Here is a 22,628-nt window from a genome sequence, read left to right on the forward strand (position 1 = left end):
TCATGTGTTTATGCGGATTTGAGAGACTTAATTTCAGAAATGGAACTGCAAAAAGCAGCATAAACACAGGCAGATATACCGTGGACTACCTGTTATGTGGAGACCTGCCGTATCCGGCATGGAAGAAGCGCGTATCCGCGCAAGATCTAAGAAACAGGCGTATCCGCCGATATTTTGTCTGCCGCCTAAAGCGGCCGGAAGCACGTGACTTTAGTCATGTGAGGTTCACAGGTAATAATAATTCACAATAATAGTAGTAAAATTTAAGCCAATTTCTTCGCAATAAGGTAAAATAAAAGAACGGTACCTTTTATTGCACCGTCCTTTTTGTCAACATTTGTTTTATACTGTTTTTACGCTCTTAACCGGAATTTCTGGATGTCCTTTGCATTATTCACACGCTCAATTTCAGCGCCGAGTCCACGGAGCTTTCCGTCGAAGTCCTCGTATCCGCGCAGAATGTATACAATATCATCCACCACGGTAACACCCTCTGCTGCAAGACCTGCAATAACAAGTGCTGCTCCAGCGCGAAGATCCGGTGCGGAAACCTCTGCTCCGGTAAATTTCTCTACGCCGTCGATGATCGCCGTGTTGCCTTCTACTTTAATACAGGCGCCCATACGTGCCAGCTCATCCGCATATTTAAAACGATTTTCAAAAATACTCTCTGTTACAATACTCGTACCGTTTGCCAGTGCCAGTGTAACCGCAATCTGCGGCTGCATATCGGTCGGGTAACCCGGATACGGCTGTGTCTTTACGTGTGTTCTGCCCAGACGTTTGCTTGCGCTCACACGGATGGAATCGTCAAACTCTTCTACGTCGCAGCCAATCTCCTCGAGCTTTGCGGTTGTTGCTTCCAGATGCTTTGGAATCACGTTTTTAATCAGCACATCGCCCTTTGTAGCTGCTGCTGCAAACATATACGTACCTGCCTCGATCATATCCGGTACGACCGCATAGCTGGTTCCGTGCAGGGTATCGACACCCTTGATCCGGATCACATCGGTTCCTGCTCCTTTGATGTTTGCTCCCATGCTGTTCAGGAAGTTCGCCACATCGACAACGTGCGGCTCTTTCGCTGCATTCTCAATCGTTGTATTTCCTCTTGCCATCGAAGCTGCCATCATGATGTTGATGGTGGCTCCAACGGAAACCATATCCAGGAAAATGTGGCTTCCATGCAGATCTGCCGCACTTGCCACGATTGCGCCATGACGGATGCTTACCTCAGCACCGAGTGCGCGGAATCCCTTTAAATGCTGGTCGATCGGACGGCTTCCAATGTTACATCCGCCCGGAAGCGGAACTTCCGCTCTTTTGTATTTTCCAAGCAGCGCGCCTAAAAGATAATAAGACGCACGGATTTTTTTGATATATTCATAATCAACGCTCAGATCCCCGATGGTCGATGCATTGATCCGCACGGTATGGCGGTCGATGCGGTCCACGGTGGCTCCGATCTCTGCGATTGCTTCCAGAAGTACATTAATATCACTGACATCCGGCAGGTTTTCGATCAGGACCGTCTCATCGGTCATCGTTGCTGCCGTAAGAATTGCAAGCGCCGCGTTTTTTGCTCCCCCGATTTCCACTTCGCCCACAAGAGGATTTCCACCTCTGATGACATACTGTTCCATATATTCACCTCAAATTTTCTTTCTCATACTTAACGAGTGTGTTTTATCCAATATCTAACGAATCAAAGTCTTTTTCCTGTTTTTTACACACTCCAGATACGCTGAAACGCACTGCTCCCCGCAGTTATTTTTCAGTCTCCCCTTATCTTAACTCAAATCTAATACTTTGTAAATCAATTTTAATACATTCTGTGCTATTTCCGTCTTTTTCCATCGTTTCCGGTCAGGAATATTCAGAGAAACGTTATATGTAATTTCTAACTTTCAGAACATTTCCCTTATTATGATATAATCGTATGTTTTCAAAATTTCCCTGAATATTCCACCAATTCTGTTTTACATGCCGATCTGCTCGCGGAGCGCCAGGATCGTGCCCTGGATATCCCTTCCGCTCTCGTCAACCGTAATTTCGGCATACTGCTCATATAATTTACTTCTCTCATCGTAGAGATCCTTCAGCGTCTGGCCCTCTTTCAGCACGACGCCGCGTCCCTTCAGGTTTCCGAGACGTTTCGCCAGATCCTCATACGACAGCTTCAGGTAAACGATGGTTCCAATTTCTTTAAAATGCTCCATCGCCTCTTTTCCGTAAATGGCACTGCCGCCCGGCGCGATGACGCTTTTGTTGGCTTCCAGTGTCGCATTGACTTCATTCTCAATCGCAAGAAAGCCTTCATTTCCTTCATCCGCAATGATCTCGCGCAGAAGACGTTTCTCCCGATGCTGGATCACAAGATCCGTATCAATAAACTCATATCCCAACACCTTTGCAAGAATAACACCAACGCTGCTTTTGCCGGCTCCCGGCATTCCTATTAAGATAATATTCCGTTTATTCAAGATTTATTCCTCCTGCTGTCTCGTAAATTTTTCTCTATCCTATCTCTGCAGATTCGTTCCGCCCTGCTTCATGATCTGCTCGATCTCTGTTTCGCTCGCCACATTGGCATCGTGCTGGATCATCAGCTTTAAGACACTTGCGGAAATCGCAAAGTCGATGGCTTTCTGCGGCTCAAAATCATGAAGCATCGCATGGATCAGTCCCGCGCCAAATGCATCGCCGGCTCCGACTGCCTCAAAGCTGTGTACTTTATGAACCGGGCTCTCGTAGAATTTTCCGTCTTTCAGGTAAATCCCCATCCAGTCGCCGTCCTCCACGGTGTAGAGATTGCGCAGCACACTCGCAACCGCTTTGCAGTTCGGGAACTGCTTCTGGATTTCCAGCATGCCCTCTTTGTAAGACTCGATCTGCTCAATGCCGCGCGACATATCTCCGTCGTACGCCGGAATGCCAAGTGATGATTCAAAATCCTCATCGTTTGCAATGCAGACATCCACATACGCCATCAGACGGCGCATAACGCGCTGTGCGTCCTTCGTGGACCACATTTTTCCGCGGTAGTTCAGATCACATACCACCCGGATTTTTTTCTCTCTGCAGAGCGCCAGAGCGTTCTCCAGCGCTTTTTCAATCTCTGTGCTGATGGCAGGCGTGATACCGGAAAAATAAAAGAGATCTACGCCATCAAGCAGTTTTTTCCAGTCAAATTCCTCTGCCTTTGCCATTGCAATTGCGCTGTAAGCGCGGTCATAAACCACGCTCGTCGGGCGGATATTCGTTCCCTTTTCAAAATAGTAAATACCGACGCGTCCGCCGCCCCGCAGCACACGGGATGTATCGACGCCGAACCGGCGGATCTCATTGACGGCTGCCTGTCCCACCTGGTGCTCCGGCACTTTTGTCACGTACGAAACATCGTCCCCGAGTGTCGCCAGGGAAACCGCAACATTCGCCTCCGCGCCGCCGTAATTGGCCTCAAATGTATCTGCCTGTAAAATTTTCAGATGCTCCGGTGTTTTCAGACGCAGCATCACTTCTCCAAAAGTAAGTACCTTCATACTGAAATCCCCTCCAAAAGCAATTTGCTTTTTTGTCTCAATACCTCTTTATCTTACGCTGTTTTCCCCACGGACGCAAGAAAAACCTGCGGAAACCACCCCCGTTTTCCATCGCAGAAAAGCACAAAAAAAGCGGCTTTCTGTTTCGCTTCAGAAAGCCTCTTTTCGTGTATTTCATTATTCTTTTACTGCTCCCAGTGTAATACCGGTTACAAAGTATTTCTGCAGGAACGGATATACAATCAGCATAGGAACAAGGGCGATGAATACCTTTGCTGCCTCCAGAGATTTGTTGGAGTTCTGTGCTAACTGCTGATACTGCTCTGCGGTCAGGGTTACGCCTACCGGGATCTGAACGGAGATCTGACGGATGTAGGTCTGTAACGGATAGTTCGTCTCCTTGTTCATTAATACCAGGCCCTGGAAATACTCGTTCCAGTAACCAACAGATGTGAAGAGGACGATGGTTGCAATAACCGGTTTGGAACACGGAACTACGATCTGCCACAGGATACGCCACGGGCCGGCACCGTCTACACGGGCTGCCTCCTCAAGGTCTCCTGGGATACCGCGGAAGAAGTTCATCATAAGGAGTACGTTGAATACCGGAACAGAACCAGCCAGAACCAGCGCTGCCATGGTATCAATCATACCATAGTTTTTAACGGTGATGAACCACGGAATGGTACCACCATTGAACAACATACAGAATACCAGGATCCACATCAGGACGTTTCTCGGTTTGTACTCTGTTTTGCTCTTTGCCAGCGGATAGGACATCATGATCAGGACAACCATGGTCCATACGGTTCCGATGACAACTCGTTTGATGGAAATCCAGAAGGAATTCCAGAATGCGGAATCACCCATGATCAGGCTGTAGGATTTTACGTTCGGTCCGATCGGGTAAACAGTTACAAGACCGCCCTCAGCGGCTGCCTTCGAAGAAATGGATACGCAGAACGTATACCATAACGGATAAAAACAGCTGAATGCCAGGAGAATCAGGATGATGGCATTTATGACTTTAAACGCTTTGCTGCCAAAACTCTTGCTTTCTATCATAATTTCTGCCCTCCTTAGAAAATCTTGTAATCAGCAAACTTGTAAGCACAAACATAAGAAGTAACAACCAGCACGAAGCTGACAACAGATTTGAAGAGACCTGCTGCAGTAGCCAGCGAGAACTGCATGTTTGTAATACCAACACGGTATACATATGTATCAATGATATCACCAGTTTCAATAACCAGCTGGTTGTACATGTTGAATACCTGGTCGAAACCAGCATTCAGAACGTTGCCCATTGCCAGTGTGGTCAGAAGGACGATGGTCGGAACCAGACCCGGGATGGTGATGTGCCATACTCGTTTCCAGCGGCTTGCACCGTCGATAGCAGCTGCCTCATAAAGACTCGGGCTGATGCCGGTCAGGGCTGCCAGATAAATAACTGCGTTGTAACCGAACTCTTTCCATACATCGGTTCCGATCAGTAATTGACGGAAGATGCCAGGAATCGTCATTGGAAGAACCGTATCCGTTGCACCGAATGCACTGCGGACGGTATTGAAAATTCCGTTTGCACCAAGGATATTGGTAATGATGTTTGCCAGGATAACCCAGGATACGAAGTGCGGCAGATATACGATCGTCTGAACCGTCTTTTTGAACTTCATATTCTTTACCTCATTCAGCAGCAGTGCGAACACCAGCGGAATGATGATATTCAGGATAACCTTTGCAATTGCAATGATCAGTGTGTTGACAAGTGCCCGTTTTGCATCCGGGATAACCGTCAGGTATTTAAACCATTTCATGCCTACCCACGGAGAGCCGAACCATCCTTTACTCGGATTGTAATCCTGGAATGCCATTACAATACCGACCATCGGGACGATGGAAAACATGAACAGCCAGATATAACCCGGCAGAACCATTAACGTATAGTGAAAGGAATTTGACAGCCCAAGATGGCCTTTTTTCTTCTTCACGGCAAGATCCTCCTTTGATGTCATTTTTTTAAAGTGATGGGGTACAGGTTTTCCTGTACCCCACCCTCCACATCATATATTTACATAAGTTACTCAGCCAGGTAATCTTTTACCAGTTCAAGGATCTGATCACCGCCCTGTACATGCCAGTCAGTGCAGAACTGATCCCACTCGTCAAGGCTCTTAGCACCTGTGATGAACTGAAGGACGCTCTTGTCTTCCAGGTCAGAAATCTGGGTCCAGTAGGTATCCATTCCATCGATGGTGTAGTACAGCTCAGAGTAGATCTTGTGATCCGGCTCAAGTGTTGCATATGGACGGTCACCGATCAGCAGTGCATAGAATCTGTTGAACTGTCCGTTGTTGGTATTAACATCCATATCGGTTACAGCCAGGTCTCTGGATCCATCATAATCAGAAGAAATAACTTCGCTTAAGGTTGCAGCATCGTTTGCAAGGTTCTTGTACAGACCGTTGAATTTGCTTCCGCCCTGCTGATAATCATCTGCAGACGATTCGCCTTTGAGGATGCCCATCAGTGCATCATACTCATACTCGCACTCGTCGGTAGCTGCCATGGTGTTACGCAGCGGATACCAGCCGATTGCTACAGAAGTATCGAAGGTAGACTCATCACGAACGAGTACATTGTTCATGATAACAATGGCTTTCTTCACATCATCAGATGCGTTTTTGTTTACCATTGTGTAAGTGGTTCCAACGTCTTTCATATGGATATTCCACTCACCATCGTTGGTGTACAGCGGATATGCCTGCCAGTTTGCGTTGTTGTCGTTACGGAAGGAATCCGGGTTGCCGTATCCAAGGCTCCACCATGGTCCCATGAAGATACCGCAGGTTCCGTTCTTAACGTTGTTTGCATTGTCACCGTTGGTTGTGGTACCAACCTCCGGGTTGATGAGGCCTTTTTCATACCAGTCATGCAGAGTGGTAAGGGCTTCTTTCATCTCATCTGTTGTAGTTCCCCAATACAGCTCGCCGGAATCGTCTTTCAGGAAGTATCCCGGTGTTGCGTTGAATGCCTGATATACAGCATCGAAACCGTATCCATTGTTGGAAGAGTTCAGGAAGTTGGAGTAGGTTCTTCCGCCGTTGTCGATACCTGCAATAGAGTAATCCGGGCTGAGACCTGCATCTTTAAATTTCTGAGCTACTTCGCCAAGTTCGTCAACTGTCTTCGGAACTTCCAGTCCTAACTTGTCCAGCCAGTCCTGACGGATGAAATACAGGTAAACACCGTCGGTATCTACAGATACGTTCGGCAGTGCACAGAAGGTTCCGTCAACCGTTGCGTTGTTGATTGCACGTCCTTCGGTGGTCTCGATGATCTCTTTTACCTGTTTGGATGCGTACTGGTTGAACTCCGGCCAGAGGTCTGCAAGAAGATCTGCTCTTGCGGCCTGTACCAGGTAGTTACGGGTCGGTGCGATGACTGCATCCGGAAGGGAAGCAGATGCGATTGCCAGAGAAACTTTCTGCTGGAAGTCTGCAGTATTACCTGCTGTCCAGTCGCAGACAACTTTGATGTTGTAGTTGTCCAGAAGGTATCTGGTGTACTGGTTGTTATCTACGGAGTCGCCGTCCGGAAGTGTGGTATCCTTCGGGTCGATCTGATATCCATAATGTACTTCTACGACATGATCGAATTTCTCGAATGCTCTGTCGTCATTTTCTCCAGGTACAGCGTCATCTTCCAGTGTAGAAGATTCGATCCAGTCAGCGGAAGCTGCGGAATCTCCGGAGCCGCTGCCTGATTCAGCAGTTGCTGCATCGTCGCCGCCTGCGGTGCTTGTTGCTGTTGTGCCGCTTCCTTTGCTGCTTGCGTCAGAACTGTCGCCGCCTGTGCTGCCGCATGCAACCAGGCTTACGATCATGGTGCTTGCCAATAATGCAGAAATTACTTTCTTTTTCATTTGGTGTCCTCCTTGTGTTTTACGTTCTTTTTGGTGTGTTCCGTTGTTGTTTTTGTCCAGGCTGACGAATCATCTCTCTTTTACAATCATACGTTTTGCCTAAAACTTTCACATTTTCGTCACACTTTTTATGCAATGATTATACCTCTCTTCCACACGTTTTGGCAAGCACTTTTTATATATTTTTCACAATTTATTTCATTTTTTTACTTCATATTGTCGATTTTATACACTATTTTTAAATTTATAGTCAATCTTGACTTTTTTGATATCGGTATTTCTTTTAATCTCAACTAATTTTTCATTCGTTTTTCCGTCATTTTGTATATTTTACACTTGTTCGAACGTTTTGTACAGAAAAAGAACCTCTTAATTTTTCTCCAGAAGGCTCCTTCCAGGAAAACTAAGAGGTTCTTTTTTAATTATCTCTTCTTTATTCTGCTTTTTTCTTCTCTTTTGGAATAATAATATTCAGCACAATCGCTGCAACCGCTGCCGGAACGATACCGGAACCGCCGAAGATCAGCTGGATATAATAAGGAAGCTCGGAAGTTGCTCCTGCTGTGGAACCAAGGCCGTAGCCAAGACCCAGTGCAACAGAAACGATCGTGATCTCACGGCTCGTAATCGGCTCTTTTGTGATGAGCTGGATACCGGAAACCAGAATTGACGCAAACATCATAACGGCTGCACCGCCGAGTACGGACTGCGGCATAATGGATACAAATGCTGCAATCTTCGGGCAGAGTCCGCAGAGGATCAGGAAAATGGCTCCGCAGGAAAGTGCCATACGGTTTACGACTTTTGTCATCGAAATAATGCCGACGTTCTGTGCAAAAGAAGTATTCGGGAGAACGCCGAGTGCTGCTGCAAAGCTGGATCCGAGACCGTCGCAGATGATACCGCCGGAAAGCTCGGAATCGGTTGCCTCGCGGTCCATACCGCTCTCTACGCAGGCGCAGATATCGCCGACCGTCTCAACGGTTGTTACGATGAACATGATCGCTACCGGAAGAATTGCCTCCACACGGAAGACTGGTTTTACCTCAGCCAGTTTTCCAAAGCCTGCAATACCAGGGAGTGCGAACCAGGACGCATCTTTTACCTGCTGGAAATTGACAACCCAGGAATATGTATAGGAAACAGTGCTTCCATCCTCAAGAACCGCCGTTCCGGTATGCGGCAGAACCATGGTCATAATAATAGCTACCGCGTAGCCGACTAAAATACCGATCAGAATGGAAGCCGTGCTTAAGATTCCCTTCGGATTTGTAAAGTGCTTCAGTGCCAGCGTTACAATCAGAACGACCATGCCAAGGAACAGGTTCTGTATGGAACCGTAATCGTTCGTTCCGGAACCGCCGCAGAGATAATTGATTCCAACCGGAATCAGCGAAAGACCGATCGCCATAACGACGCAGCCGGTAACAACCGACGGGAAAAATTTACGAAGCGGCTTTAAACAGACGCCAAGCACGCCCTCAAACAGACCGCCGACAATTGTCGCACCAAGGATAGCGCCGTACGTCAGCGCGCCCTGTCCCAGCACGGCTGTCACACTCTTGAATACGCCGAGGAATCCAGAAGATGTACCCATAACAATCGGCACTTTACCGCCGATCGGTCCAATCGAAAACATCTGTACCAGTGTTACAATACCGGCTACTGTCATTGCATTCTGCAAAAGAGCCGTACGAAGTGCACCGTAGCCCGCATCCGCCGTCAGACCGCACGCTCCCATGATGATCAGAAGCGGGGTGAGGTTTCCTACGAACATCGCCATTACGTGCTGCAATCCAAGCGGAATCGCCTGCTTCAGCGGAATCCGTCCTTCAAAGGTATACGGGGTTCCCATAGCTGAACTTTTTTCTTTTTTCATTGCTTTTCTCCTGCTTTTGTAGATTTGGGCTGCCTTGCCTTTCGGTATGGAATATGCCCTGCACAGCCGGAATTTTTCCGGCAAAGCGTCCTTGTTTTTTCTTATAGATACTTATAAGTTTTTCTTTTTAAACAAATCTTCTTCATAAGCTGTGCTTTTATGTAAAAAGATTATCATGTTTCTTTTTTCCCGTCAACCCGCATCTTGTACAGAATTCCCTAAACAAGGAGACACCGGTCTGTGTTCCTCATCTCACAGATCAATGTCTCCTTGTTTTCTTCCTTCAATTTAAGCGTTCTGGAAATCCTCAATCGCTTTTACGGTGCGGTTATATTCTTCCGTCACCTTCTGCATCAGATCATCCGTCTCGGTCTCCTGCAGCGGTCTTAACCGCTCAGTCAGCTCGGCGCTTGGCTCGTACAGATTTTTAAAACCAAGATTCTGGCACACGCCTTTTAATGTATGAGCTGCACGGAATGCAACCTCAATATTTCCGTCCGCCAGTGCCTGGCAAAGCTCCTGATAGCTCGGATCCTGCGGAAATTTTAAAATGATCCGCTGAATCAGAGATTCACTGCGAAGCCGCTGAACGGTTTCCTCGTAATCTGCTCCCATCTGCATGTAGCAATCTTTTAATGTCATCTTCTCTTCCTCTTCCCTGTATGCAAATTCATTACATATTAATGCATACAAGTTCTTTATCAATACATAAATAATTATATTTCTCATGCAAGCTCTTGTCAACTTCTGCTTTTCATTATTTTTGCATTATTTTTGTTTACTATGCGCTCTATTTCTGAACATAAAATATCTTTTTTCTTACGTTTTTATCTTACCTGTATATTGCATTCATGCATAATAATACAACTTACTCGCATATTCTGTCGTTTTATTCACACGGTACCGCGTGAAAGTCTATTTCTTCTGTCTAGTCTCGTTGCAAAATGTAATGTTTTTTGTACACTGTAATTTTCGTTATTTTTCTGTGTTTCTTCTATCTTTTATGCAAAAAGGGACCCCCGGTCTTAACCGGAGATCCCTTTGGATTTCTCAAAATCAGATTAGCAGATTCCCTGAGCCATCATAGCGTCAGCTACTTTCTCAAAGCCTGCGATGTTAGCGCCCATAACATAGTCGCCCTCATGGCCGTAACGTTTTGCAGCATCAACCATGTTGTGTGTGATGTTGATCATGATATTTTTCAGTTTTGCATCAACTTCATCGAAGGTCCAGGACAGACGCTCGGAGTTCTGGGACATCTCGAGTGCGGATGTTGCAACACCACCTGCATTTGCAGCTTTTCCAGGTGCGAAGATTACGCCGTGCTCCTGCAGATATTTGGTTGCTTCCAGAGTAGTAGGCATGTTAGCGCCCTCGCATACGGCGGTGCATCCGTTCTCAACAAGTGCTTTTGCATCCTCAAGCAGCAGCTCGTTCTGAGTTGCGCAAGGAAGAGCAAGGTCTGCTTTTACAACCCATACGCCGCGTCCTTCGTGGTACTCAGAGTTTGGACGATATTTCTTGTACTCGGTCAGACGGGCACGATTTACTTCTTTGATCTCTTTTAATGCAGCTACATCGATTCCGTCCGGATCGTAAACCCATCCGTTGGAGTCAGAGCAGGTGAGAACTTTCACACCAAGCTGAGTAGCTTTCTCGATTGCATAGATTGCAACGTTTCCGGAACCGGATACACAAGCGGTCTTGCCTGCGATGTCGATGCCGTTCAGTTTCAGCAGCTCCTGGGTCAGGTACAGCAGTCCGTATCCGGTAGCCTCTGTTCTTGCTAAAGATCCGCCGTAGCTTAAACCTTTACCAGTCAGAACGCCTTCGTATACGCCGCGGATTCTCTTGTACTGTCCGAACATGAAGCCGATCTCTCTTGCGCCTGTTCCGATGTCACCAGCCGGTACGTCGGTGTCTGCGCCGATATATTTGCAAAGCTCTGTCATAAAGCTCTGGCAGAATGCCATGATCTCTCTGTCAGATTTTCCTTTCGGATCGAAGTCAGAACCACCTTTACCTCCGCCGATCGGAAGGCTGGTCAGTGAGTTTTTGAATACCTGCTCGAATCCCAGGAATTTGATAATACCAATATTTACAGAAGGATGCAGACGGATTCCTCCTTTGTAAGGTCCGATTGCACTGTTAAACTGTACACGATATCCGGTGTTTACATGAGCCTGTCCTTTATCGTCTACCCACGGCACACGGAATTTGATCTGACGCTCTGGCTCTACCATTCTCTCCAGAAGAGCGACTTTTCTGTATTTTTCCTCGTTTGCTTCAATAACAGGGCGAAGAGATTCCAGAACCTCTTTGACTGCCTGATGGAATTCCGGCTCAGCTGGGTTTTTTGCAACTACGGACTCAATAACCTCATCTACGTATGACATGTTAGTTTCCTCCTTGAAATTTCTCCCTTAATGTAGTGCAGAAAGATTTCTTTAAAAGATCCATCTGCGGTTCTCATCAGCCTTAAAGCGTGGAGAAAATCATTTCCGCACTCTCTCGCGTCTCCGGTGGATTCTCCCGTCCTCCGGAACACTTAATTTTATAAGGTCAACGATTGTTTGATATTATAGCATAAAATATCCGGTTTTTGCAATATTTCACGCAAAAAATTCCTAATAAATCATGATTTTGTAGCGTTTTCTAATATTTACCCAGTATTTTTGTCGATTTTGTATATTTTTACCGAAAGTACTATAAAATTTCGCGTGCTGATTCTTTAGAAAATAAAGATTAGCTGCGGTTTTTTGTTTTTATATTAGGTGTTTTCGATTTTTTCTTCACGCTCCAGCCAAAGGTTCCCTGCTTTTTCCCGATTCCAAAGTACTCTCCGTGGGAATACACAATCGGTTTCGCGCGGTTCAGATCGAAGCGGCCGCGCTCATCCATGTATGCCTCATCCGCATGGACAGCCACAACTTTTGCAAGAAACATGTGATGCGAGCCCAGTTCGAGCACCTGCTCCACTTTACACTCGATATTAACCGGCGACTCCCCGATCATCGGTGCGGAAATCTCCTCCGCCTCGACTTTCGTCAGTTTCATCTCTTTGAACTTATCCACATCTCTTCCCGAGCGCACGCCGCAGTAGTCGGTCGCATAGCAGAGGTCCTCCGTCGTCAGGTTGATGACGAACGCACCGCTCTCTTTGATCATCTGATAGCTGTAGCGTTCCGGCCGCACCGAGATCGATACCATCGGAGGATTCGTACACACCGTGCCGGCCCAGGCAACGGTGATGATGTTGTCCTCCCCGTTCTTTCCGCGCACCGACACCATGACCGCCGGCAGCGGATACAGCATATTTCCCGCTTTCCATGTCTGTTTTCCCATTCTTATTTCTTTCCTTTCCTCTTTTTCACCCTTTTATGACCGAAAAAAGCGTGCCCCGGATCTGTTTTCAGGCCCGGAACCACGCTTTTTTATTTTTTCTGTTTTTACTGATTCTGCAGCGCCATCATAAATGCCGGAATCAGCTGTTTCTTTCTCGACACAACACCCTTCAGCTCGCAGCTGACCTCGTTGACCGGAAGATCTTCAAAAGCTTTTTCGATGACTTCCTTTGCCCCGCTTCCATAATACAGAAGCTCTGTAGATTCTTCTATAATATTGGTCAGCATAAAGAATACCATCTCGATGCCGTGTTTTCCGCACTCGCTTTCCATCTGCGGCAGAAGCTGTTCCTTGATGGATTCCAGCTCGCCCGCATCGAGGGATGTAATCTGGCCGACACCAAACGTAACATCGCCCATGATAAATTTTTTGAAATCCTGGTAGAAAATCTCCTCCGGAGATTTATCCTTCAGATTGCTTCCTGCGCGGAACATTTCGGATGCAAACTCCGGAATGCTGATGCCTGCAATGTCTGCCAGCGCCTCTGCTGCCGCTTTATCAAGCATCGTGCAAGTCGGCGAACGAAACATCAGCGTATCCGAAATAATTGCTGCGCAAAGCAAGCCGGCAATATTCGGTGCAATGTCAAGTCCTTTTTCCTGATAAATCTGATACATAATCGTTCCCGTACAGCCGACCGGCTCATTGCGGAACATAACCGGCGCCATCGTCTCCAGCGATCCAAGACGGTGATGGTCTATAATTTCCAGTATTTCTGCCTCTTTTACATTGTCGACAGCCTGCGACTCCTCGTTGTGATCAACAAGAATCAGTTTCTTTCCGGCGTTTCCAATCAGATTCCGGCGGGAAATCGTTCCCACATATTTTCCTTTTTTATTCAGAATCGGGAAATCACGGTGTCGCTGGTTTTTCATCACCTCTTTGATATCATCCAGGAAATCCTCTGTGGAAAATGTAATTAAATTGCTTCTTCGCATCAAATACTTGACCGGGATACTCTGGTTGATCAGACGTGCAATCGTATACGTATCATGTGGACTGCTGATAATAACACAGCACTTTTCCTCTGCAAATTTCTGAATTGTTTTGGTAACCTTTGCACCAAGTCCGACAATAATACAGCTGGCATCCATCTCGATTGCACAGAGCTGATCCTCTGCACGGTTTCCAAGAATCACCAGGTCATTTTTATCAATATAGTTTTCCATCGTGTCCGGATGGAACGCTCCGACAACAACCTTTCCCTCGATAAAATAACCATGTTCATTTCCGACAATAACCGAACCATCCAACGTATCCGCGATACTGCGGTATTGCGTCCTTGCCAGTGACATGACATGGCTGTCATAAGAATCCATATAGGATTCTGCGATATCACTGACCGTGATCACGCCCTGCAGATCATTGTCCGGCGAAGTAATCGGCAGTGTGACCACGTTGTTGTTTTTCATCATGGAATACGCTTTCTTCACAGAAATCGTGCCCGGCACGCTCGGCACCTCGTGAATTTCAATTTCCTTTACCTGCGTTCCCGCATTCGGCAGATACCCCGGTGCGCGCACACCAAAGCGCTTCAGTACATACTCGGTCTCCTCATTGATCTGACCGGCACGCCGCGCCACATAGGTTTTTGTTTTATCTGTTCTGTTCTTGATATCTGCATAGGCAATCGCCGAGCAAATCGAATCCGTATCCGGATTTTTATGGCCAATTACATAAACTCTTGAATTTGATTTCATAATAGTACTCCTCCCTTCTGTATGTTTGTGGTATACAGTAAGTTCGTCCCGGTAGTTTTACTTCTTTTTTTGTAACGACTACAGTTACTGCTCACTTCGTGACCAGTAACCGCCGCCCTGCACATGCAAATTCGCTCCGCGAAGTTCCGGGCGGCCACCTGAATCACTTTCTCCTGCAGCCGCGCAGCAAGTGCGCGTCTCAGTAATTTTGGTAACGACTACACACATATTACCATCCTTTTTTCATCTGGTCAAAGAAAATCTTTTATGTTAAGATAAACGCAGATAGAAAAACGTGCAAAATTGAACCCGATTTTTTCATAAATCCACAATTTTCCTCTCGTTTTCCTGTTATTCTTACGAAAAAGGGGTGTTTCATTATGTCAGAAGAAAAATTAACCATGGATGACTTCTCCGCAGAGCTGGAAGCTTCCTTCAAAAAAATTGAGGAAGGCGACATGCTCACCGGAACCGTCATCTCCGTAGATGAAAAAGAGGTGATTCTCGATCTGAAATACTACGCAGAGGGCGTCATCCGCGCCGAGGACTTCAGCAACGAGCCTGGCTTCTCCTTAAAAGATGCTGTTCAGGTCGGTGACGAAATCACCGCAACCGTGATCCGCAAAGACGACGGCCACGGCAACATTCTTCTCTCCCGCGCAGAGGCAAACGATATCCTCGCATGGGAAAAACTCGCACAGTACAAAGAAGAGAAAACCGTACTGGATGTAAAAGTAAAAGGCATTGTAAATGCCGGCGTGATTGCCTATGTTGAAGGAATCCGCGGCTTTATCCCGGCATCCAAGCTTTCTCTGAACTATGTGGAAGATCTGAATGAATATTTAAACAAAGACATTCAGGTTCAGGTGTTTGACCTTGACAAAGAAAAGGACCGTCTGATTCTCTCCGCCCGCGAAATTCTCCGCGAGAAAGCAGACGAAGAGCGCAAAGAGAAAATCTCCAACGTAGAAGTCGGCCTCGTCACCGAAGGAACCGTTGAGAGCCTGCAGCCATACGGCGCCTTCATCAGCCTCGGAAACGGCCTCTCCGGCCTCGTCCACATCTCCCAGATCTGCGCCAAACGAATCAAACATCCATCCGCAGTCCTGGCAGTCGGCGATAAAGTCAAAGTAAAAGTCATCGCCATCAAAGACGGCAAACTCAGTCTTTCCATGAAAGCCCTCGACGACGTTGCAGCCGAAGAAATTCAGGAGGAAACAATCGAACTTCCAAAGACGGAAGAAGTAACGACGACATTGGGATCGCTGTTTAAAAATATTAAACTGAACTAAAGTTGCTGTTCCCGTTGTTATAACAGCATTTTCCAGGGGTTTTGCAGCATCACAGATTTTACCCCCATGACACGTAAACATAAAGCAGCGGCTGTACCGGATTTTTCTTTCCCGGTACAGCCGCCACTGTTATTTTATACCGGCATCGCCGCCACAAAATAGTACATCACAATAAAATGGCAGAAGCTTCCACCCATCACAAACAGATGGAAAATTTCATGTGTTCCGAACTTTTTATGTTTTGCATTAAACACCGGCATTTTTAAGGAGTAAATCACCCCGCCGACTGTATAAATAATTCCGCCGGCCAGCAGCCATCCAAACGCCGGCCGCGAGAGGGCCAGAAACAGCGGATGAAACGCCAGAACGCACAGCCAGCCCATTGCGATATACAGCACCGAAGAAAACCACTTCGGACAGTTGATCCAGAATGCCTTGACGAGAATCCCGCCAATCGCTGCCGCCCACACCAGTGCACAGAGTGCAATTCCCGTCCGTCCATGCAGTGCAATCAGGCAGATCGGTGTGTAGCTTCCCGCAATCAGCACTGAAATCATCATATGATCAAACTTTTTCAGTCGACGGTTCACCTTCCCGTTTACATCAAACGTGTGATACACGGTGCTCGCCAGATACAGCAAAATCATACTCAGCATAAACACTGTCATTGCGACCACATGCAGATGATCCGGCTCCCGCGCCGCCTTCAAAAGCAACGGCAGCGTTCCCACCACCGCTAGGATCAGCGCAGTCCCATGTGTAATCGCACTGCCAGGATCCTTGATTCCATTTTTTCTGATATACTTCATTCTGCCCACTCCTTTCCTGTCAGAAACGCTGTTTTATTTCAATTACCGTCTCACATAGTTTTTATTACTACTTGTTGCCGTTTCTTTTATTATAACAGGATGAAATTATTTTGCAAGTCAAAATATCTGGTTTCTTCCGGAATCGTTCGACACATTTTCACAAAAAAACAGACTTTCCGCATCCACACATTATTGTGTCTGTTCGAAAAGTCTGTTTTTGATTCTTATTTCGCCTTGATCAGCTTCCATTTCTCTGTCCGCGAAAGCTGTTTAATCTCCCACTCCCGCCGCATCGCCTCTTCTTTGGAGGAATATGTTTCAAAATACACCAGTTTTACCGGTCTCCGGCTTTTGGTGTATTTGGCACCTTTTCCCACATTGTGTGTCTCAACGCGGTGCTCAAGATTGTTGGTCCAGCCGGTGTAAAGTGTTCCATCGCTGCATTCCACGATGTAAGTGAAATTTTTCGGATGTTCCTGCACCTTACTGCATTGCCAGCTCATCTACAGCCAGTTTCAGCGCACCCATGATACCCTGATTGTCGTTCAGGCTTGGAAGTACAATGTAGCTGTCGAGATCCTCAAGTTCTTTTGTTACAAGATATCCGTTCAGCTGTTTCTTTACTTCTTCTCTTACGAGCGGCATCATATGCTCCTGATGCATAACGCCTCCGCCCAAAACGATTCTCTGCGGGGAGAGCAGCATAATGCAGTCTACAAGTGCCTGTCCGATATAGTAAGCCTCAAGCTCCCATACCTCTTTTTTGTCTGCCAGCTCAATACCTTTTTTGCCCCAGCGTGCTTCAATGGCAGGACCTGCAGCAAGGCCTTCCAGGCAGTTGCTGTGATACGGGCATTTTCCGCCGTAAGTATCTTTCGGATGTCTGGTCAGCAGAACGTGTCCGCCTTCCGGATGAAGCATGCCGTGCAACAGCTTGCCATTGGAAATAATCCCCATTCCAACGCCCGTTCCGATGGTGATGTAAATGCTGTTGTCCAGACCTTTTGTGATTCCCCAGGTAGCCTCACCCAGTGCAGAACCGTTTACATCGGTATCAAATCCAACCGGGATGTCCAGTGCATCTGCGAAAGCGCCTACGATGTTGTAGTTCTTCCATGCTAATTTGGGAGTTGTGGTAATGTAACCATATGTTTCGGATTTTCTGTTCAGGTCGATCGGTCCAAAGCAACCGATTCCCAGTGCCTGAATATCCTTCTCTTTGAAATACTCAATCATTTTCGGAACGGTAATTTCCGGTGTCTCGGTCGGGATAGAAATTCTCTCATAAATTTCTCCATTTGCGTTTCCAATTGCGCAGACCATCTTTGTTCCGCCTGCTTCTAATGCTCCAAGTCTCATTGTGTTTTTCTCCTCTCTTATGCTTCTGGGTTTGAGCAGATTACAGAAAGTTTTCCTTCAAATCTGCATCCATTAAAATTAGCCGGTATAATAAAGTGAGTACCTTTCTTAACCGGAATACCGTTTACAGTACCCTCTCCGGCGATTACACTTACATTAGTATAATATTTTTTCGCATCTAAGGTGAATACACCGTCGATGTCGTATTTATCTACAGAGTAGAACTTGCATGTTACAAAATGGGTATGTACCGCGCCCGGGATTTCCTCTGTAAAGGTATCAATATCTGCCGGTTTAAACGGAGCCTCGATAACATCGATACTCTGCTCTACATGAAGCTGTCTCGGTTTGCCGTTCTGCAGTCTGTCATAATCGTATACACGATAGGTGATATCGCTGCTCTGCTGTGTCTCCAGAATCAGTGTGCCGCCTTTGATGGCATGTACGCATCCCGGATTGATCTGGAAGAAATCTCCCTTATGTACCGGCACTTTGCGGATGAAATCGCTCCACTCATGATTGCGGATCATTTTCTCCACTTCTGCCTTGTCTTTTGCATTGTGTCCGATAACAATTTCTGTACCCGGTTCGCAGTCCAGCACGTACCAGCACTCGGTCTTTCCAAGCGATCCATTCTCATGCTCTCCTGCATAAGCATCATCTGGATGAACCTGGATGCTCAGATCATTTTTTGCATCAATGATCTTGATCAGCAGCGGAACCTGGCTTCCCGGGTAATTTCCGAAAATTTCCGGCTCCTCTTTCCAGAGCTCACCTAATGTTTTTCCATCAAATCTTCCGCCTGCCACACGGCTCATTCCGTTGGCATGTCCGCTGATCGCCCAGCACTCGCCGGTTGTATCGCTCGGAATTTCGTAATCAAATACGTCTCTTAACTTTGTTCCACCCCAGATTGCTTCTTTGAACACCGGGTCCATAAATAAAAGCTCCATATTTTTCTAATCCTCCTTTTTTCAGGATCTGTCCACTACGTTTATTTTAACCGATAACAGCCAAAAACGAAACCCCTAAAATGACAAACTTTCACATTTTCTGTAACCGGTTACTTTCCTTTTATTCCGCCCTTTTTCTCTATCAAAACAATCCTGTTTGTTATATGTAAAGCTGACTGTTTTCAGCCAGCCTTTTTTATAAAAAGCAATCGAAAAACGGTATTTTACCATCCGCGGTCTGCGCCGCCTTTTTTGTATTCAAAACCTGTAAAAAAGATTCGATTGCGAATCCTACACTTTATAATACTTTCCCGCATCCCATTTCGTGCAGGTCCTCTTTTTTATTCCGAAATTGCCGGGAGATATGCCATAGGATCAATGGCTTTTCCATCTTTTTTCATCTCAAAGAAAAGATTGCTTCCCTCTTTTACATAATATTTCGTCGGTGCTGCAACTGCTCCGATCCGTGCTGCTTTCTGAACTTTCTGGCCTGCCTCGAGGGAAACGTCTGTGAGCTGTCCGTAGATGGCTTCGTATCCATTTCCAAGATTCATGGTGACGGTGAGGCCGGTTCTTGCATCATTTTCCACACTCACAACTTCTCCGTCCGCTGCCGCCAGAACCGGAGTCCCTTCTGCCGCCGAGAAAACAACGCCTGGATTGCACTGGTAAAGATCCAGTGTCGGGAAATAAACGGTATTTTCCATGTTATACGGAATCAGAACTGTTCCAGTAACCGGCAGTTCCATGATTGTCGCTTCGCTGAACATCAGATCCTGTGCAGCCCCTGCTGTCTCAACAGCCGTTTCCTGATTTTCTGCAGAATCCACAGTTCCGGATGCTGCACTCGTTTCTTCATTCGCCGCTGTTTCTCCTGATCCTGTTTCTCCGTTCTGATCCGCCGCTGTTCCGTTTACCGCCTGCGCGTCCTGTCTTTCTGTATTCCCATCTGATTCTTCCGGTGTATTCTGAGCCGTCTCTGCATCTGCTTCTGGATTTCCAACCGCCTCTTCTTCACACGCCGCTTCCATTTCCGGCACCTGTTCCAGACTGTTTTCCACATCATCTGCCTGATCCTGTACGGCACGCGTTCCGTCTGCATCTCCCGTCGTCTCCTCCGTCTGCTGTTCTGTAGTTCCGGTGCTTTCGTCCTCTGTAAGCTGTGCCGTCTCTCCCTGTTTCGTCTGATCTGCCTTACCGTTTCTCGCATCCTGCTGCCAGGTCAGCACTCCGCCTGCAATCATCATTGCCAGTGCCGCTGTGATCACGCCGATTCTCAACTTGTCTCTTTTCATGTTCTTACCACCTCTGCTGATATCTTTTTAAGCATTTCAGAGGCGTTTTTCGATTTCTCGCTCTCCTCCTGCTTTTCTACAGTAAGCAGTATTTCCCATCCGGCGCGATCTATACACAAAAACCGGATTTTTCCTTTCCGTTATCCACAATTTTTCCCCTGCGCTTCTTTCTTTTGTGGAAAACATAATTCTTTTCTGCGCATTCCGTGCAAAACATCCCCAATGTTATCCACACCTTATTTTCTCGACTTACTTCACGCAAAAAAAGAGCCGGAACCGGGAATTTTCTCCCGTTTCCAGCTCTCGCTTTCACCTGTATTTACTGTAATCTTCCATACACCGTACTCGCATCCGCGATGCTGTCCACCGCAGATCCCGAATCCGTCATGGCCTCTGCCGTAACAAGTATGTACTCTTCGCCTCCATATTCTGCAAAGCTGACCAGGCACTGACCCGCCTCATCGGTAAATCCGGTCTTTCCGCCTTCAATGACTGCCCCGTTCTCCAGTGTCGTACTCATCTCATAGCTGGTAAACCGGTGGAGCATCGTATCATACAGCGTAATTCCCTCCGGGTGTGATGCGGTAGCTTCCGTTGTGTAAACCTCCCTCGTCACGATCTCGCGAAATGTATCACTCTTCAGACACTCACTCATCAGCACCGCAATATCACGGCAGGTAGAATAATGGTTGTCGTTATGCAGTCCCGTGCAGTTCTCAAAATGCGTATTGGTAAGTCCCAGTTCTTCTGCTTTCTGATTCATCATGGCCACAAAACCTTCTTCCGATCCGCCGACTGCTCTCGCCAATGTCTCACAGGCATCTGCGCCGGATGGCAGCAGCACACCATAGAGAAGATCACGAACCGTCGGCTGTTCGTACGGATTAAATCCCGCTACCGACGCATCCTGTGCCGTCAGTTCCTCGAAGATGTCCTCCGGAACCGTAATCGTCTCGTTCAGATCCGGAAGATTTTCAATGGTAAGCAGCGCTGTCATAATCTTTGTCATCGACGCCGGATAAATTCTCTCATCTCCGCCCAGATTCATCATCTCAGCCAGATCGCTTTCCCGCACCAGCAGGGCATGCTGACTGTTCAGACCATCTGACGAAATCTGCTGTACCGGCTCAGGCGTCGGTGTAATCTCCTCCTCCGGGCTGGAATCCGATATCGGCGCTGAACTGTCCCCAACAAGAGAAGATGACGAAACCGAAGAGGATGCACTTGCGTTTCCATCCGTCTGTTTTTTCTCGTTCTTCTGCATCTGATATCCAAGCACGCCAATCAATCCGATAATGATAACAAGCAGAACACTTAAAATCACTTTCTGCTGAAACTGGCGTCTTCGTCTTTTGTTTTTCTTTTTTTGTGCCATAAACAGATTCCTCCGTTCTTTTTTATTCTTTCAAAGCATAGTACATTTCCTGCTCTTTTGCAAGATTTTCGCCGTAACCTTAAGATAAACATAATCAAAATTGGTCCACCGGACCAATTTTGGATATGCAGAACAAAAAAAGAACCCTCGAAAGGGTTCCACATAGTGAAGCATCGGGGATTCGAACCCCGGACAACTTGATTAAAAGTCAAGTGCTCTACCGACTGAGCTAATGCTCCGTAAAATATGCCTAGTTCCGGAATCGAACCAGAGACACGAGGATTTTCAGTCCTCTGCTCTACCAACTGAGCTAACTAGGCATAAAATTGCGGGAGTAGGATTTGAACCTACGACCTTCGGGTTATGAGCCCGACGAGCTTCCAGACTGCTCCATCCCGCGATATCCTATTTTTGTACTTGATTTCTCAAGTAAAGCCGATGATCGGACTCGAACCGATAACCTGCTGATTACAAATCAGCTGCTCTGCCAATTGAGCCACATCGGCCGATTGCCTGATTGGCAAGTGGGTGGTGGTGGATTCGAACCACCGAAGCAATTTGCAGCAGATTTACAGTCTGTCCCCTTTGGCCACTCGGGAAACCACCCATAAAAGAATGGGACCTACAGGGCTCGAACCTGTGACCCTCTGCTTGTAAGGCAGATGCTCTCCCAGCTGAGCTAAGATCCCATTTTTCAAATATTTAGTTATGAAAAGCGACCCGGATCGGGATCGAACCGACGACCTCCGCCGTGACAGGGCGGCGCTCTAACCAGCTGAGCCACCGGGCCACAATAACTATTTTGAAGATATTTGATATACCTTCAAAACCGCATACACTTAACACCTATACATCATACCATACTTTCTTTCCGAACACAACCATTTTCTGCAAAACTTTTGTTTTGCATTTCAGGTCAAGCCCTCGACCGATTAGTAACAGTCAGCTCCATGCCTTACGGCACTTCCACCTCTGCCCTATCTACCTCGTCGTCTTCAAGGGGTCTTACTTCTTTAAGAATGGGATATCTCATCTTGAGGGGGGCTTCACGCTTAGATGCCTTCAGCGTTTATCCCTTCCCGACTTGGCTACCC

The 22,628-nt window shown here is 46.9% G+C and carries 18 protein-coding genes, 7 tRNA genes and 1 rRNA gene; 1 reads left to right on the forward strand and 25 read right to left on the reverse strand.

The features are described from left to right. Nucleotides 1-353: 353 nt before the first annotated feature. From I2G42_RS15590 to I2G42_RS15640, 11 genes are all read right to left on the reverse strand, one after another. A complete protein-coding gene (locus I2G42_RS15590; protein ID WP_055226306.1) occupies nt 354-1,643 on the reverse strand; it encodes a UDP-N-acetylglucosamine 1-carboxyvinyltransferase in 1,290 nt (429 codons plus the stop codon). A gap of 336 nt (nt 1,644-1,979) precedes the next feature. Further along, a complete protein-coding gene (locus I2G42_RS15595) occupies nt 1,980-2,483 on the reverse strand; it encodes a shikimate kinase (RefSeq protein ID WP_055226307.1) in 504 nt (167 codons plus the stop codon). 39 nt (nt 2,484-2,522) lie between these two features. Next, complete coding sequence (locus tag I2G42_RS15600; RefSeq protein ID WP_055226308.1) at nt 2,523-3,542, reverse strand: sugar kinase; 1,020 nt, start codon at nt 3,540-3,542, stop codon at nt 2,523-2,525. 177 nt (nt 3,543-3,719) lie between these two features. Further along, complete coding sequence (locus I2G42_RS15605) at nt 3,720-4,607, reverse strand: carbohydrate ABC transporter permease (protein ID WP_022461206.1); 888 nt, start codon at nt 4,605-4,607, stop codon at nt 3,720-3,722. Between the two features lie 14 nt (nt 4,608-4,621). Continuing rightward, nucleotides 4,622-5,533, reverse strand: a complete 912-nt coding sequence (locus I2G42_RS15610) for an ABC transporter permease (protein ID WP_022461207.1) — start codon at nt 5,531-5,533, stop codon at nt 4,622-4,624. An 89-nt stretch (nt 5,534-5,622) separates the two neighbouring features. After that, nucleotides 5,623-7,467, reverse strand: a complete 1,845-nt coding sequence (locus I2G42_RS15615; protein WP_055226310.1) for an extracellular solute-binding protein — start codon at nt 7,465-7,467, stop codon at nt 5,623-5,625. A gap of 433 nt (nt 7,468-7,900) precedes the next feature. Next, entirely contained in the window at nt 7,901-9,346 is a 1,446-nt protein-coding gene (locus I2G42_RS15620; RefSeq protein WP_055220312.1) for a uracil-xanthine permease family protein, read from the reverse strand. 288 nt (nt 9,347-9,634) lie between these two features. After that, on the reverse strand, nt 9,635-9,988 hold the full coding sequence (locus I2G42_RS15625) for an Hpt domain-containing protein (RefSeq protein WP_055220310.1): 354 nt from the start codon (nt 9,986-9,988) through the stop codon (nt 9,635-9,637). Between the two features lie 419 nt (nt 9,989-10,407). Further along, entirely contained in the window at nt 10,408-11,742 is a 1,335-nt protein-coding gene (gene gdhA, locus I2G42_RS15630) for an NADP-specific glutamate dehydrogenase (protein ID WP_055220308.1), read from the reverse strand. 349 nt (nt 11,743-12,091) lie between these two features. Continuing rightward, nucleotides 12,092-12,691 (reverse strand): flavin reductase family protein, encoded by a 600-nt coding sequence (locus I2G42_RS15635; protein ID WP_117510675.1) that lies wholly within the window; start codon nt 12,689-12,691, stop codon nt 12,092-12,094. Between the two features lie 104 nt (nt 12,692-12,795). Next, the gene (locus tag I2G42_RS15640) at nt 12,796-14,451 is read right to left on the reverse strand and encodes a putative manganese-dependent inorganic diphosphatase (RefSeq protein ID WP_195531258.1); all 1,656 of its coding nucleotides are present in this window, start codon (nt 14,449-14,451) and stop codon (nt 12,796-12,798) included. A gap of 380 nt (nt 14,452-14,831) precedes the next feature. Between I2G42_RS15640 and I2G42_RS15645 the strand changes: the two genes are divergently transcribed. Next, nucleotides 14,832-15,743: a 30S ribosomal protein S1 gene (locus I2G42_RS15645; RefSeq protein ID WP_055220303.1), complete on the forward strand. Its 912-nt coding sequence runs from the start codon at nt 14,832-14,834 to the stop codon at nt 15,741-15,743. A 134-nt stretch (nt 15,744-15,877) separates the two neighbouring features. Here I2G42_RS15645 and trhA read toward each other — a convergent pair whose 3' ends face one another. The 14 genes from trhA to I2G42_RS15715 all read right to left on the reverse strand — a co-directional run. Continuing rightward, a complete protein-coding gene (gene trhA, locus I2G42_RS15650) occupies nt 15,878-16,552 on the reverse strand; it encodes a PAQR family membrane homeostasis protein TrhA (RefSeq protein WP_118666959.1) in 675 nt (224 codons plus the stop codon). Nucleotides 16,553-16,776: 224 nt separating this feature from the next. After that, the gene (locus tag I2G42_RS15655; protein ID WP_022461219.1) at nt 16,777-17,055 is read right to left on the reverse strand and encodes a GIY-YIG nuclease family protein; all 279 of its coding nucleotides are present in this window, start codon (nt 17,053-17,055) and stop codon (nt 16,777-16,779) included. After that, on the reverse strand, nt 17,036-17,911 hold the full coding sequence (locus I2G42_RS15660) for an ROK family protein (protein WP_022461220.1): 876 nt from the start codon (nt 17,909-17,911) through the stop codon (nt 17,036-17,038). The genes I2G42_RS15655 and I2G42_RS15660 overlap by 20 nt, the downstream gene beginning before the upstream one ends. 17 nt (nt 17,912-17,928) lie before the next feature. Further along, entirely contained in the window at nt 17,929-18,864 is a 936-nt protein-coding gene (gene manA / locus I2G42_RS15665) for a mannose-6-phosphate isomerase, class I (protein ID WP_022461221.1), read from the reverse strand. A 341-nt stretch (nt 18,865-19,205) separates the two neighbouring features. Then, a complete protein-coding gene (locus I2G42_RS15670; RefSeq protein WP_195531259.1) occupies nt 19,206-20,159 on the reverse strand; it encodes a M23 family metallopeptidase in 954 nt (317 codons plus the stop codon). Between the two features lie 319 nt (nt 20,160-20,478). Then, complete coding sequence (locus I2G42_RS15675; RefSeq protein WP_195531260.1) at nt 20,479-21,534, reverse strand: D-alanyl-D-alanine carboxypeptidase family protein; 1,056 nt, start codon at nt 21,532-21,534, stop codon at nt 20,479-20,481. Between the two features lie 166 nt (nt 21,535-21,700). Beyond that, nucleotides 21,701-21,773 (reverse strand) — tRNA-Lys (locus tag I2G42_RS15680). An 8-nt stretch (nt 21,774-21,781) separates the two neighbouring features. Further along, a tRNA-Phe gene (locus I2G42_RS15685) sits at nt 21,782-21,854 on the reverse strand. Nucleotides 21,855-21,860: 6 nt separating this feature from the next. Continuing rightward, a tRNA-Met gene (locus I2G42_RS15690) sits at nt 21,861-21,934 on the reverse strand. 33 nt (nt 21,935-21,967) lie between these two features. Further along, nucleotides 21,968-22,040: transfer RNA gene (locus I2G42_RS15695), tRNA-Thr, on the reverse strand. A gap of 19 nt (nt 22,041-22,059) precedes the next feature. Beyond that, nucleotides 22,060-22,141 (reverse strand) — tRNA-Tyr (locus I2G42_RS15700). 9 nt (nt 22,142-22,150) lie between these two features. After that, nucleotides 22,151-22,223, reverse strand: a tRNA-Val gene (locus I2G42_RS15705). 27 nt (nt 22,224-22,250) lie between these two features. Continuing rightward, nucleotides 22,251-22,324 (reverse strand) — tRNA-Asp (locus I2G42_RS15710). A 122-nt stretch (nt 22,325-22,446) separates the two neighbouring features. Beyond that, nucleotides 22,447-22,628 (reverse strand): 23S ribosomal RNA (locus tag I2G42_RS15715); the annotation flags it as partial.

It is taken from the genome of Fusicatenibacter saccharivorans, assembly GCF_015557635.1.
Lineage (GTDB): Bacteria > Bacillota > Clostridia > Lachnospirales > Lachnospiraceae > Fusicatenibacter > Fusicatenibacter saccharivorans.